The sequence below is a fragment of the Streptomyces sp. NA04227 genome (assembly GCF_013364195.1).
Classification (GTDB): domain Bacteria; phylum Actinomycetota; class Actinomycetes; order Streptomycetales; family Streptomycetaceae; genus Streptomyces.
On the sequence record NZ_CP054918.1, the window covers coordinates 4,939,860 to 4,953,427 of the forward strand.

At 68.7% G+C, this 13,568-nt stretch carries 12 protein-coding genes, 1 pseudogene and 1 riboswitch; of the genes and pseudogenes, 11 read left to right on the plus strand and 2 right to left on the minus strand.

The window, feature by feature from the left end; translation table 11 throughout:
- Position 1 precedes the first annotated feature (1 nt).
- From nuoH to nuoN, 7 genes are read left to right on the plus strand one after another with little or no spacing between them, the layout of a single operon-like run.
- Complete coding sequence (gene nuoH / locus HUT18_RS21130; protein WP_176104704.1) at positions 2–1,366, plus strand: NADH-quinone oxidoreductase subunit NuoH; 1,365 nt, start codon at positions 2–4, stop codon at positions 1,364–1,366.
- Positions 1,359–2,036: an NADH-quinone oxidoreductase subunit NuoI gene (gene nuoI, locus HUT18_RS21135; RefSeq protein WP_176102152.1), complete on the plus strand. Its 678-nt coding sequence runs from the start codon at positions 1,359–1,361 to the stop codon at positions 2,034–2,036. Before nuoH ends, nuoI begins: the two co-directional genes overlap by 8 nt.
- Positions 2,033–2,845: an NADH-quinone oxidoreductase subunit J gene (locus HUT18_RS21140; protein WP_176102153.1), complete on the plus strand. Its 813-nt coding sequence runs from the start codon at positions 2,033–2,035 to the stop codon at positions 2,843–2,845. The genes nuoI and HUT18_RS21140 overlap by 4 nt, the downstream gene beginning before the upstream one ends.
- Complete coding sequence (gene nuoK, locus HUT18_RS21145) at positions 2,842–3,141, plus strand: NADH-quinone oxidoreductase subunit NuoK (RefSeq protein WP_176102154.1); 300 nt, start codon at positions 2,842–2,844, stop codon at positions 3,139–3,141. Before HUT18_RS21140 ends, nuoK begins: the two co-directional genes overlap by 4 nt.
- 11 nt (positions 3,142–3,152) lie before the next feature.
- Complete coding sequence (gene nuoL, locus HUT18_RS21150) at positions 3,153–5,072, plus strand: NADH-quinone oxidoreductase subunit L (protein WP_176102155.1); 1,920 nt, start codon at positions 3,153–3,155, stop codon at positions 5,070–5,072.
- Between the two features lie 5 nt (positions 5,073–5,077).
- Positions 5,078–6,652 (plus strand): NADH-quinone oxidoreductase subunit M, encoded by a 1,575-nt coding sequence (locus tag HUT18_RS21155; protein ID WP_176102156.1) that lies wholly within the window; start codon positions 5,078–5,080, stop codon positions 6,650–6,652.
- Entirely contained in the window at positions 6,649–8,322 is a 1,674-nt protein-coding gene (gene nuoN / locus HUT18_RS21160) for an NADH-quinone oxidoreductase subunit NuoN (protein WP_176102157.1), read from the plus strand. Before HUT18_RS21155 ends, nuoN begins: the two co-directional genes overlap by 4 nt.
- Positions 8,323–8,464: 142 nt before the next feature.
- Here nuoN and HUT18_RS21165 read toward each other — a convergent pair whose 3' ends face one another.
- Positions 8,465–8,671, minus strand: a complete 207-nt coding sequence (locus HUT18_RS21165) for an antitoxin (protein WP_176102158.1) — start codon at positions 8,669–8,671, stop codon at positions 8,465–8,467.
- 426 nt (positions 8,672–9,097) lie between these two features.
- Between HUT18_RS21165 and recQ the strand changes: the two genes are divergently transcribed.
- The 4 genes and pseudogenes from recQ (at position 9,098) to HUT18_RS21185 (ending at position 12,490) form a co-directional block, all read left to right on the plus strand.
- Positions 9,098–11,308, plus strand: a complete 2,211-nt coding sequence (gene recQ, locus HUT18_RS21170) for a DNA helicase RecQ (RefSeq protein WP_176102159.1) — start codon at positions 9,098–9,100, stop codon at positions 11,306–11,308.
- A 23-nt stretch (positions 11,309–11,331) separates the two neighbouring features.
- Positions 11,332–11,535, plus strand: a pseudogene (locus HUT18_RS21175) (aldo/keto reductase); the annotation flags it as partial.
- 134 nt (positions 11,536–11,669) lie between these two features.
- A riboswitch (guanidine-III (ykkC-III) riboswitch) is annotated at positions 11,670–11,735 on the plus strand.
- Positions 11,733–12,065, plus strand: a complete 333-nt coding sequence (locus tag HUT18_RS21180) for a multidrug efflux SMR transporter (RefSeq protein WP_368661547.1) — start codon at positions 11,733–11,735, stop codon at positions 12,063–12,065. (Overlaps the previous riboswitch by 3 nt.)
- Entirely contained in the window at positions 12,065–12,490 is a 426-nt protein-coding gene (locus tag HUT18_RS21185; protein WP_176102160.1) for a multidrug efflux SMR transporter, read from the plus strand. The genes HUT18_RS21180 and HUT18_RS21185 overlap by 1 nt, the downstream gene beginning before the upstream one ends.
- 183 nt (positions 12,491–12,673) lie before the next feature.
- On the opposite strand, the gene HUT18_RS21190 is transcribed toward HUT18_RS21185, so the two are convergent.
- Positions 12,674–13,465: a VOC family protein gene (locus HUT18_RS21190; RefSeq protein ID WP_176102161.1), complete on the minus strand. Its 792-nt coding sequence runs from the start codon at positions 13,463–13,465 to the stop codon at positions 12,674–12,676.
- Between the last annotated feature and the right edge of the window lie 103 nt (positions 13,466–13,568).

Genomic DNA, 13,568 nt, shown 5'->3' on the forward strand with positions numbered 1-13,568 from the left:
GATGACGCCCCTCGCGCAGGAGGACCTGTCGGTGTTCGGCACCGATGTGTGGTGGCTCGTCCTCCTCAAGACGGTCTTCTGCTTCGCCTTCGTCCTGCTGCTCGTGCTCCTGTCCATCGTGTGGGAGCGCAAGGTCGTCGCGTGGATGCAGCGGCGTATCGGCCCCAACCGGCACGGGCCCTGGGGCATGCTCCAGTCCCTGGCCGACGGCATCAAGCTGATGCTGAAGGAGGACGTCAACGTCAAACGCGCCGACCTGGCGGTCTACGTCATGGCGCCGATCGTCGCCGTCGTCCCCGCCTTCATGGCGATCGCGGTGATCCCCTTCGGCCCCGCGGGCAACGAGGTCTCGATCTTCGGCGAGCGCACCACCATGCAGCTCACCGACCTGCCGATCGCGATGCTCTACATCCTCGCGGTCGCCTCCGTCGGCATCTACGGCATCGTCCTCGCGGGCTGGTCCTCCGGCTCCACGTACCCGCTGCTCGGCGGACTGCGCTCGTGCGCGCAGATGATCTCCTACGAGATCGCCATGGGCGCCGCGTTCGCCTCGGTGTTCCTCTACTCGGGCTCGATGTCGACCTCGGCGATCGTGGAGAGCCAGCAGGACCGCTGGTACATCCTGCTGCTGCCGGTCTCGTTCGTCATCTACATCGTCACCATGATCGGCGAGACCAACCGCGCACCCTTCGACATGCCCGAGTCCGAGGGCGACCTGGTGGGCGGCTTCAACACCGAGTACTCGTCCATCAAGTTCGCGCTGTTCATGCTCGCCGAGTACGCGAACATGATCACGGTCTCGGCGGTCGCCACCACCCTCTTCCTCGGCGGCTGGCGCGCGCCCGCCCCGATCAGCACCTTCTGGGAGGGCGCGAACCACGGCTGGTGGCCGATGCTCTGGTTCTTCGTCAAACTCCAGCTCCTCCTCTTCATGTTCATCTGGCTGCGCGGCACCCTGCCCCGGGTCCGCTACGACCAGCTCATGAAGCTCGGCTGGAAGGTCCTCATCCCGGTCTCCGTGGTCTGGCTGATGATGGTCGCGACCGTACGGGCGCTGAAGAACGAGGACTACGACTTCGCGGAGATCGCCTTGTACGTGGGCGGCGGGGTGATCGCCCTGCTGCTGATCTCCTTCGTGGTCGACATGCTGCGCGACAACCGCGAGAAACAGGACGCCGTACGGGAGGCCGAGGCCCCCGCCGAGCCGGTCGCCTTCGACCCGATGGCCGGTGGATTCCCCGTACCACCGCTGCCCGGACAGACCCTGCCGCCGGTGCCGCGCAGGCCCTCGCGCCATCAGCGGGACCTCGTTGTCAGTGGTGGACCCAATACTGAGAGTGACGGAAAGGAGGCGTCCGATGGCTGAGCAGTCCTCAGTGCCCGACCGGCCCACGGGCGGCGAACCCGCGCCGGGCCACAGTGCCCCCGCGGAAGGCCAGGCAGGCCGGTCCGCCGAACCGGCCGGGTTCCAGAACCCGGTGGCGGGCTTCGGCGTGACCTTCAAGGCCATGTTCAAGAAGCGGCTGACCGAACAGTACCCGGAGCAGCAGAAGACCACCGCTCCGCGGTTCCACGGCCGCCACCAGCTCAACCGTCATCCGGACGGTCTGGAGAAGTGCGTCGGCTGCGAGCTGTGCGCCTGGGCCTGTCCCGCCGACGCCATCTACGTCGAGGGCGCGGACAACACCGACGAGGAACGCTACTCGCCCGGTGAGCGCTACGGCCGCGTCTACCAGATCAACTACGCCCGCTGCATCTTCTGCGGACTGTGCATCGAGGCGTGCCCCACCCGCGCGCTGACCATGACCAACGAGTTCGAACTCGCCGACTCCAGCCGCGAGAACCTCATCTTCACCAAGGACCAGCTCCTGGCCGGTCTGGAGAACGGCATGGTCGACGCCCCGCACGAGATGTATCCGGGCACCGACGAAGGGGACTACTACCGCGGCGAGGTGACGCGGGCCGCCGAGGGCACCGAGCGGCAGGTCGCGCGGTCCAAGGGCGAGAAGCCCGAGTCGGAGGAGGTGGACGTATGAGCGAGCTCGCCGCCTACTCCACGTCCACCGGCGAGGCCGTGCAGTTCTGGATCCTCGGCACCGTCGCCGTGATCGGCGCCCTGGCCACGATCCTGCTACGCAGGGCCGTGCACAGCGCGCTGTCCCTCGCCGGGACCATGATCATCCTGGCCGTGTTCTACCTGGCCAACGGCGCCTACTTCCTGGGCATCGTGCAGATCGTCGTCTACACCGGCGCCATCATGATGCTGTTCCTCTTCGTGGTGATGCTGGTCGGCGTCACCGCGGCGGACTCCCTCAAGGAGACCATCAAGGGACAGCGCTGGCTGGCCGCCGCCTGCGGACTCGGCTTCGGCATCCTGCTGAGCGCCGGTATCGGCAACGCCTCGCTGAACGACTTCAACGGTCTCGGCGAGGCCAACTCGGCAGGAAACGTCGAGGGCTTGGCCGCCCTCATCTTCACCAAGTACGTGTTCGCCTTCGAGATCACCGGCGCCCTGCTCATCACGGCCGCCGTCGGCGCGATGGTGCTCACCCACCGCGAACGCACCGAGCGCGCCAAGACCCAGCGCGAACTCTCGCAGGAACGCGTACGCAGCAAGCAGGTCCCGCCGCTGCCCGCGCCGGGTGTCTACGCCCGGCACAACGCCGTGGACATCGCGGGTCTGCTGCCCGACGGCACTCCCTCCGAGCTGACCGTCAACAAGACGCTGCGGGCCCGCGGCCAGATCCGGGACGTCTCCACCGAGGCACTCGGCGATCTGAAGGCCCTGGAGCAACGCTCCACCGAGCGCCTTGAGCGGAACAAGCCCGAGGAGGCCTCGCAGTGAACCCGGTCAACTACCTGTATCTGGCGGCGCTGTTGTTCACCATCGGCGCCACCGGGGTGCTGATCAGGCGCAACGCCATCATCGTCTTCATGTGCATCGAGCTGATGCTCAACGCCTGCAACCTCGCCTTCGTCGGCTTCTCGCGGCTGCACGGCAACCTCGACGGCCAGATCATCGCCTTCTTCACGATGGTCGTCGCCGCCGCCGAGGTCGTCGTCGGCCTCGCGATCATCGTGTCGTTGTTCCGCACCCGCCACTCGGCCTCGGTCGACGACGCCAGCCTGATGAAGCTGTAAGGGGTCAGCTCGTGGAGAACCTGATCGCGCTGCTCGTCGCAGCGCCACTGCTCGGAGCCGTCGTGCTCCTGTGCGGCGGGCGGATCCTGGACCGCACCGGCCATCTGCTCGGCACACTGCTCGCCTTCGTCTCCTTCGCCCTGGGCGCGGTGCTCTTCACCGACATGCTCGGCAAGGACGCGGAGGAACGCGGCCTGCACCAGCACCTGTTCAGCTGGATCCCGGTCGAGGGCTTCCAGGCGGACGTCGCCTTCCAGCTCGACCAGCTGTCGATGACCTTCGTCCTGCTGATCACCGGTGTGGGCGCGCTCATCCATCTGTACTCGATCGGCTACATGGAGCACGACGAACGGCGCCGCCGCTTCTTCGGCTACCTGAACCTGTTCCTCGCGGCGATGCTGCTGCTCGTCCTCGCCGACAACTACCTTCTGCTGTACGTCGGCTGGGAGGGCGTGGGCCTCGCCTCGTACCTGCTCATCGGTTTCTGGCAGCACAAGCCGAGCGCCGCCACCGCCGCGAAGAAGGCCTTCCTGGTCAACCGCGTCGGCGACATGGGCCTGTCGATCGCGATCATGCTGATGTTCACCACCTTCGGCACCTTCGCCTTCGGACCCGTCCTGGAGTCCACCGGCGAGACGAGCGAGGGCAAGCTCACCGCGATCGGCCTGATGCTGCTGCTCGCGGCCTGCGGCAAGTCGGCCCAGGTCCCGCTGCAGTCCTGGCTCGGTGACGCGATGGAGGGCCCGACACCGGTCTCGGCCCTCATCCACGCCGCGACCATGGTGACGGCGGGCGTCTATCTGATCGTCCGCTCCGGCGAGATCTTCAACGCGGCGCCCGACGCCCAGTTGGTGGTCACCATCGTCGGCGCCGTCACGCTCCTGTTCGGTGCGATCGTCGGTTGCGCGAAGGACGACATCAAGAAGGCACTCGCCGGTTCGACGATGTCGCAGATCGGCTACATGATCCTCGCCGCCGGTCTCGGCCCCATCGGCTACGTCTTCGCGATCATGCACCTGGTGACGCACGGCTTCTTCAAGGCCGGGCTCTTCCTCGGTGCCGGTTCGGTGATGCACGGCATGAACGACGAGGTCGACATGCGGCGTTACGGCGGCCTGCGCAAGTACATGCCGGTCACCTTCGTCACCTTCGGCCTCGGCTATCTGGCCATCATCGGCTTCCCGGGTCTGTCCGGCTTCTTCTCCAAGGACAAGATCATCGAAGCGGCCTTCGCCAAGGGCGGCACGGAGGGCTGGATCCTCGGCTCCGTCGCCCTGCTCGGCGCCGCGATCACCGCGTTCTACATGACCCGCGTGATGATCATGACCTTCTTCGGCGAGGAGCGCTGGCGCAAGGAGGCGGCCACCGCCTCGGGCGCGGGCGCCGACTACGAGGAGCCCCACCCGCACGAGTCCCCGGCCTCGATGACCATCCCGATGATCATCCTCGCCTTCGGCTCGGTCTTCGCGGGCGGCTTCTTCAGCATCGGCGACCGCTTCCTGCACTGGCTGGAGCCGGTCACCCACCACGACCACGGGGACGCGCCGATCAGCGCGACCACCGTCACCGCGGCCACCATGGTCGTCCTGGTCATCGGGGCCGGGCTCGCCTGGCTGGTGTACGGCAGGCAGCCGGTACCGGCCGTCGCCCCGCACGGCTCGCTGCTCACCCGGGCGGCCCGCCGCGACCTGCTCCAGGACGACTTCAACCACGTCGTCTTGGTCCGCGGCGGCGAACACCTCACCCGGTCCCTGGTCTACGTCGACCACAAACTCGTCGACGGAGTCGTCAACGGCACGGCGGCCTCGGTCGGCGGGCTCTCCGGCCGCCTGCGCAGGCTGCAGAACGGCTACGTCCGCAGTTACGCGGTCTCGATGTTCGGCGGTGCCGCTCTGATCGTCGCCGCGACCCTGCTGATGAGGGCGGTCTGATTGCCATGTCCTTTCCCCTCCTGACAGCCACGGCGGTGCTGCCCGCCCTCGGCGCGATCGCGACCGCGGCCGTGCCCGCGGGCAAGCGGTCCGCCGCGAAGGTCCTGGCACTGGTCGTCTCGCTGGCCACCTTCGGCCTCGCGGCGGCCGCCCTGGTCCGCTTCGACCCCGACGGCGAGCGCTACCAGCTCACCGAATCGCACTCCTGGATCCGCGAGTTCGGGGTCCGCTACGAACTCGGCGTCGACGGCATCGGCGTCACCCTGGTCGCCCTGACCGCGCTGCTGATCCCGTTCATCATCCTGGCCGGATGGCACGACGCCGACCCCCTGGAGAACTCGTCCTCGCGCTGGCGTCCGACCCAGGGCTTCTTCGCCCTGATCCTCGCCGTCGAGGCGATGGTGATCCTCTCCTTCGAGGCCACCGACGTCTTCCTCTTCTACATCTTCTTCGAAGCCATGCTCATCCCGATGTACTTCCTCATCGGCGGCTTCGGGGACCGGGCCCACCCGCAGAAGGACGAGAAGGCGGCGGCGGCCCAACGCTCGTACGCGGCCGTGAAGTTCCTCCTCTACAACCTGGCGGGCGGCCTGATCATGCTGGCCGCCGTGATCGGCCTGTACGTGGAGGCGGGCAGCTTCTCGCTCGCGGAGATCGCCGAGGCCCGGGCCAACGGCTCGCTGGACATGGCCACTTCGACCGAACGCTGGCTGTTCCTCGGCTTCTTCTTCGCCTTCGCGGTGAAGGCCCCGCTGTTCCCGCTGCACACCTGGCTGCCCAACGCGATGGGTGAGTCGACCGCGCCGGTGGCCGTGCTCATCACGGCGGTCGTCGACAAGGTCGGCACCTTCGCGATGCTGCGGTTCTGCCTCCAGCTCTTCCCGGAGGCATCGAAGTGGGCCACTCCCGCGATCATGGTCCTGGCGCTGATCAGCATCGTCTACGGCGCCCTGCTCGCGGTCGGCCAGCGCGACATCAAGCGTCTGATCGCCTACGCCTCGATCTCGCACTTCGGCTTCATCATCCTCGGCATCTTCGCGATGACCTCGCAGGGCCAGAGCGGTGCCACCCTCTACATGGTCAACCACGGCATCTCGACCGCGGCTCTGATGCTGGTCGCCGGGTTCCTGATCTCGCGGCGCGGCTCGCGGCTCATCGCGGACTACGGCGGGGTGCAGAAGACGGCACCGCTGCTCGCGGGCACCTTCCTGATCGGTTCGCTCGCCACCCTGTCGCTGCCCGGACTCGCGCCGTTCGTCAGTGAGTTCCTGGTCCTCGTCGGTACCTACGCGCGGTATCCCGCGATGGGCATCATCGCCACCTTCGGCATCGTGCTCGCCGCGCTGTACACGCTCGTCCTGTACCAGCGGACGATGACCGGGCCGGTCAAGCCCGAGCTGGCGAAGCTGCCCGACCTCCGGCTCCGCGAACTCGCCGTGGTCACCCCGCTGATCGCCCTGCTGATCGTCCTCGGCGTCTACCCGAAGCCGCTCACGGAGATCATCGACCCGGCGGTCAAGCAGACCATGTCCGACGTACAGAAGAAGGATCCCCGGCCCGACGTGGAGGCGTCCAAGTGAGCGCAACAGCCGTCCACACCCTGTGGACAATGGCGGCCGCCACGCCAATGAGCGGCGAAACCCGCGACATCGGCAAGATCGACGCCCCGCACATCGAGTACGCACAGCTCTCGCCCACGCTGATCGTCATCGGCGCGGCCCTGGTCGGCGTGCTCATCGAGGCGTTCGTCCCGCGCAAGTCCCGTTACCACGCGCAGGTGTTCACCTCCGTCGTCGCCCTGATCGCCGCCTTCGCCGCGGTGGTCGCCCTGGCCGCCGACGGATACGGCACCACCAAGGCGCACATCGCCGCGATGGGCGCGATCGCCGTCGACGGCCCGGCCCTGTTCCTCCAGGGCACCATCCTGCTCGCCGGACTCGTCGCGATCTTCACCTTCGCGGAACGGCGCCTGGACCCCGAAACGCACGGCAACAAGGTCGACTCCTTCGCCGCCCAGGCCGCCTCGGTACCCGGCAGCGACAGCGAGAAGGCCGCCGTGAAGGCCGGGTTCACCACCACCGAGGTGTTCCCGCTCGCGATGTTCGCCATCGGCGGCATGCTCATCTTCCCCGCGGCCAACGACCTGTTGACGCTCTTCATCGCGCTGGAAGTCTTCTCGCTGCCGCTCTACCTGCTGTGCGCGCTCGCCCGCCGCAACCGCCTCATGTCGCAGGAAGCCGCCGTCAAGTACTTCCTGCTCGGCGCCTTCGCCTCGGCGTTCACCCTGTTCGGCATCGCCATGCTCTACGGCTACTCCGGCTCGGTGTCGTACGCCCGTATCGCGCATGTCGTCGACGGCAGCGTCCAGGACATCGACCCGGCGCTCGCCGACACCATGGGCAACGACGCGCTGCTGCTCATCGGCACCGCACTGGTCGTCATGGGCCTGCTCTTCAAGGTCGGCGCGGTGCCCTTCCACATGTGGACCCCGGACGTCTACCAGGGCGCGCCCACCCCGGTCACCGGCTTCATGGCCGCCGCGACCAAGGTGGCCGCGTTCGGCGCCCTGCTGCGACTGCTCTACGTGGTCCTGCCGGGCCTGCGCTGGGACTGGCGGCCGGTGATGTGGGGCGTCGCGATCGTCACCATGCTGGGCGGCGCGATCGTGGCGATCACCCAGACCGACATCAAGCGCCTGCTCGCGTACTCCTCGATCGCGCACGCGGGCTTCATCCTGGCCGGTGTCATCGCCACCACGCCCGAGGGCGTCTCCTCGGTCCTGTTCTACCTGGCCGCGTACTCCTTCGTGACCATCGGCGCCTTCGCCGTGGTCACCCTGGTCCGTGACGCGGGCGGCGAGGCGACGCACCTGTCCAAGTGGGCCGGACTGGGCCGCCGCTCGCCCCTGGTCGCGGCGGTCTTCGCGGTCTTCCTGCTCGCCTTCGCCGGAATCCCGCTGACCTCCGGCTTCACCGGAAAGTTCGCGGTGTTCAAGGCCGCGGCCGACGGAGGCGCCGCCCCGCTCGTGGTGATCGGTGTGCTCTCCTCGGCGGTGGCCGCGTTCTTCTACATCCGCGTGATCGTCCTGATGTTCTTCAGCGAGCCCCAGCCCGGCGGCCCCACCGTCGCGGTGCCCTCGGTGATGACTACGACCGCGATCGCGGTGGGTGTGGCCGTCACCCTGGTCCTGGGTGTGGCGCCGCAGTACTTCCTGGATCTCGCGGGAGACGCGGGAGTGTTCGCACGGTGACCGCGGGGGCCGCTGTGTGAGCGGCGCATTCGGCCCTCCGTACTGTGCGTGACATTCCGTACGCTGCGTAACGTTCCGTGGCCCGGTCCCTTCGGGGGCCGGGCCACGGTGCTGTGCGCGGCAGCCGCGCGTGCAAATCCGGCTACTGCCGCTGCCCGCCTTCGCCCCGCCCCTGCTCGCCGCCACCCTCGCCGAACTGGCCCTTCAGCTTGTCCTGCGCGGTGTCCACGTGCTTGGCGTACTTGCCCTGGGTCCTGTCGTCGGCGTAGTCCCCCGCCTTGTCGACGCCCTTGGAAGCCTGCGATTCGTGGCCCTTCAGCATCTGCTTGAGCTTGTCCATCATTGACATACAGGTCTCCTCGCTCGGTGCCCCTGACACCAGGATCACCACAGGGCGGCGGGGTTCGCATCTTCGTGCGGGTGGGGCGTGGGGCCGGGGGCGGGTCCGGCGGTCCGGCGGGTGGTGCGTGGAGGAGCGCGGGCCCGGGCCGGTCGTCGCGGTGGTCGGTGCGGCGGTTGGCGCGGCTGTCGTGTGCCCTCCGGTGGTGGCAGGGAACAGCCTGTGGATAACTCCGGTGGTGTCCTTGCGTAGGCCTATCGTTGCCGGTGTGGCCAGAGCGCCGCACCGGCAGGCGGTACGGCCCCCGGCGGCCGGCCACGGGGCGGAGCTGCACCGACACGGCACACCGAAGCAGTACACGAAGCACACGAAGCAGCACACGAAGCAGCACACGAAGCAGCACACGAAGCAGTACGGACGGGTGGGATCAACGGCATGACCGAGCTGGCGCAGGACGCGGTGACACCTGGTGCCGAAGCACCTGCTGAAGCACCTGCCGGAGCGCCCACCGGGGCACTTCCCGGCGAGGCACCGACGGACGCCCGACCGGACGGTGCCCCCTCGGACACCTCGGCCCCGGAGAGCCGGGCGCTCGGCACGCTCCGGCGGGTCTTCGGATACGAGGCCTTCCGGGGCGAGCAGGAAGCCGTGATCGACCATGTGGTCGACGGCGGGGACGCGGTCGTCCTGATGCCGACCGGCGGCGGCAAGTCGCTGTGCTACCAGATCCCCGCGCTGGTCCGGTCCGGCACCGGCGTTGTCGTCTCGCCGCTGATCGCGCTCATGCAGGACCAGGTGGACGCGCTGCGGGCGCTGGGCGTGCGCGCCGGATTCATGAACTCCACCCAGGACTTCGAGGAACGCCGCCTGGTGGAGGCCGAGTTCCTCGCCGGTGAACTCGACCTGCTCTACCTCGCGCCCGAACGGCTGCGCCTGGACACCACGCTCGACCTGCTGGCCCGCGGCAGCATCTCCGTCTTCGCGATCGACGAGGCGCACTGCGTCGCCCAGTGGGGCCACGACTTCCGGCCCGACTACCTGGCCCTGGCGGTGCTCGGGCAGCGCTGGCCGGACGTGCCGCGTATCGCCCTGACGGCCACGGCGACCCGGGCCACCCACCAGGAGATCACCCAGCGTCTCGACATGCCGCGCGCCCGGCACTTCGAGGCGAGCTTCGACCGCCCCAACATCCAGTACCGGATCGTGCCGAAGGCCGAGCCGAAGAAGCAGCTGCTGTCCTTCCTGCGCTCGGAACACGCGGGCGACGCGGGCATCGTGTACTGCCTCTCGCGCAACTCGGTCGAGAAGACGGCCGAGTTCCTCTGCCGCAACGGCGTCGAAGCCGTGCCGTACCACGCGGGCCTGGACGCGCGGATGCGCGCCGAACACCAGTCACGGTTCCTGCGGGAGGAAGGTCTGGTCGTCGTCGCGACGATCGCCTTCGGCATGGGCATCGACAAGCCCGACGTCCGCTTCGTCGCCCACCTAGATCTGCCCAAGTCCGTGGAGGGCTACTACCAGGAGACCGGCCGCGCGGGCCGCGACGGCCTCGCCTCCACCGCCTGGATGGCCTACGGCCTCCAGGACGTGGTCCAGCAGCGCAAGCTCATCCAACTCGGCGAGGGCGACGAGGCCTTCCGCCGCCGCGCGGGCGCGCACCTCGACGCCATGCTCGCCCTGTGCGAGACGGCCCACTGCCGACGCGGCCAACTCCTCGCCTACTTCGGCCAGGAACCCGGCGAGAAGGGCTGCGGCAACTGCGACACCTGCCTGATCCCGCCGGAAACCGTGGACGGTACGGTCGCCGCCCAGAAGATCCTCTCGACCGTGGTGCGGCTCAAGCGCGAACGCGGCCAGAAGTTCGGCGCGGGCCAGATCACCGACATCCTCCTCGGCCGCCGCACGGCGAAGGTGATCCAGTTCGACCACGACCAGCTCTCGGTCTTCGGCATCGGCGACGAACTCTCCGAGGCCGAATGGCGCGGAGTCACACGGCAGTTGCTGGCCCAGGGCCTGCTAGCGGTGGAGGGCGAGTACGGCACGCTGGTGATCACCGAGTCGAGCGGCGCGGTACTGCGCGGCGAGCACAAGGTGCCCCTGCGCAAGGAGACGAAGCCTCCGACGGCCAGGGCGAGCGGTGCCGGTTCGGGGTCGACCGGAACCGGGGGCGGCTCACGCGCGGAACGCAGGCAGAAGGCGGCAGCCGCCGCGGCCGAACTGCCCGCGGAACTCCAGCCGGTCTTCGAAGCCCTGCGCGCCTGGCGCGGCCAACAGGCCAAGGAACAGGGCGTCCCCGCCTACGTGATCTTCCACGACGCCACCCTGCGCGAAATCGCCACCGTACAGCCGCATTCGGTGCGGGAGTTGGGCACCATCAGCGGCATCGGCGAGAAGAAGCTGGCTACTTGGGGGGAAGGGGTGTTGGAGGTTTTGGCTTCGGTGGGGGTTGGGGCCGGGGCTGGGGTCGAAGTCGGTGGCGGATCCGGTGCGGCGGGCGATGCAGGTTCAGGTTCGGCGCCGGGTAGGGGCTCGCGTTCGGACTTGGGTGCGGAACGTGTGAGTGCGCAGGCAGCGGGCGGCGAGGGCGAGTTGTGGGAGGAGCCTCCGGCGGAGGAGTGGGGGTGGGAGCCGCCTGAGGAGGGGTGAGGTTGGGTTGGGGGCGGTGCACCCACGACGACCGGCTCCACGCGATGGCGCGCGCACAGGGCGCGACACCCGCGCAGGTCCGGCTGGCCTGGACTCTGCACCGCGGGCCACATGTTCTTGCGATCCCCGGCACCTCCGACCCCGCACACCTGGCCGAGAACATCGCCGCCGCCGGGCTACGGCTGTCCGACGCCGCCCTGGACCGCTTGGATGCGCTCGCTCGGTAAGCACTGGGGGCAGCCCCGGGCGATACGGGGCCGGACGGCACCGCGGGTTCGGGCGTGCCCCCGCCCGGTACGCACGACCTGTGCCGTGCGTCACCGCCCACCCTCAGCCTGCACCCCCTGTGCTACAACGGACAACGAGGCCCCGTTTCGGGACCTGCGGACGACGGATCAGTACCCGCTCAGCGACAAGACTGGCCATGGAGGTCAGAGCTGTCATGGCGTGGATCGTCCTCGTCGCTTCCGGAGTGCTGGAGGCCGTATGGGCCACCGCACTTTCCAGATCCCAGAACTTCCGGCGCCCGTTGCCGTCCGCCGTCTTCGTGGTGGGCTTCGTGCTGAGTACGGCCGGTCTCGCCTTTGCCATGCGGACCTTGCCGACCGGTACCGCGTATGCGGTGTGGGTCGGTGTCGGTGCCGTACTCACCGCGGGCTGGGCCATGGTCACCGGCCGCGAAACCGCCACCCGGGCAAGGGTGTTGCTGCTGCTCGGCTTGGTCGGCTGTGTGGCCGGACTCAAGGTGGTGGGCTGATGACCTGGGTGATCCTCTTCCTCAGCTCCGTCTTCGAAGCAGTGTGGGCCACGGCCCTCGGCCGGTCCGACGGACTCCACGAGCCGGTTCCCACGTGCGTCTTCCTGGTCGGCGTGGTCCTCAGCATGGCGGGTCTTGGGTACGCGATGAAGCGCATCCAGCTCAGCGTCGCGTACGCGGTCTGGATCGGCGGGGGAGCGGCCATGACCGTGCTCTACGGCGTGCTCACCGGGCACGAGTCCGCCTCGCCCCTCAAGGGCGTCTTTCTGGCGGGGATCGTCGCCTGTGTGGTCGGGCTGAAGTTCGTCAAGGGCAGCGAGAACGGTGAAGACGGCAGGGGTGGTGAAGACGGCGAGGACGAGGGGAGCGGTGAGGGCAGTGGGAAGGGCACCGATGATCACCGCTGCCCGGCCCGGAATCCTTGATGGGGTTCGCTGATCGCCGTTCGCTGATTGGTGATCGCCGTTCGCTGATGGTGATCCGGGAGCAGGGCGAATCTCTATGGCTCCATGCCACGCAGGTCCGGGCGGGATTCCTCCGCCCGGACCTGCCCGCTGGCGAGACCGCCAACCCCCGTAAGGCTGGCGGCGGTTGATGGCGCCAGCCCCTCAGCTCCCCTCCGCCGGCGTCAGCACCACGAACTCCGCCCCGGCCGGATCGGTGGCCACCGCGAGGCGCCCGACGCCTTCCGCGTCCTCCGGGCCCATGGAGACGGCGCCGCCCTTCTCGGTGATGCGGGCGACCGTGGCATCGCAGTCAGCGGTGCCGAACACCGGGTGCCAGTAAGGCTTTTGGTCGCCGGTGAACATGTCGGGCATGCCCATGATGCCGCCGTGCATGCGTTCGTCGCCGGAGTCGGCGGGGGTGATGAGGGTGTACGTTCCGCCGCCGCCGGGGAGCGGCACGTCCTGGGTGGTCCAGCCGAAGACGTTGCCGTAGAACTGCTGGGCTGCGGCCGAGTCGCTGGTGTACAGCTCGGTCCAGCCGAGGCTGCCGGGGGCGTCGGCGAGTTCGATGCCCTTGTGCTCGCCCGGTTCCCAGAGGGCGAACTGCGCGCCCTGGGGGTCGGTGAGCTGGGCGAACCGGCCTACGTTGGAGGGGACTTCGGACGCCGGGACGCGTACCGTGCCGCCCGCCTGTTCCACCGCCTTGACGGTGATGTCCGCGTCGGTGGTGTGGAAGTAGATCATCCAGGCCGATTTCGCGTCGGCCTCGGTCAGTGCGCCGACGGCGCCGACGATTTTGCCGTCGAGCCGGAAGAGCAGATAGCTGTTCTCGGGGTCGAAGGACTCGGTCCGCCAGCCGAACACGGCGCCGTAGAAGTCCGCGGCGGCCTCGACGTCGGGTGCGCCCAGGTCCAGCCAGCAGGGCGAGCCAGGAACGAAATCGGTGGTGATCATCGCAGTGCCGTGCCTTCCTCCGGCCCGCGCGCATACGCCCGCGACCCGTACGACTCACTCCACGTACGTCTGACCCGTACGACTCGCATGGCTCGCGGACCGG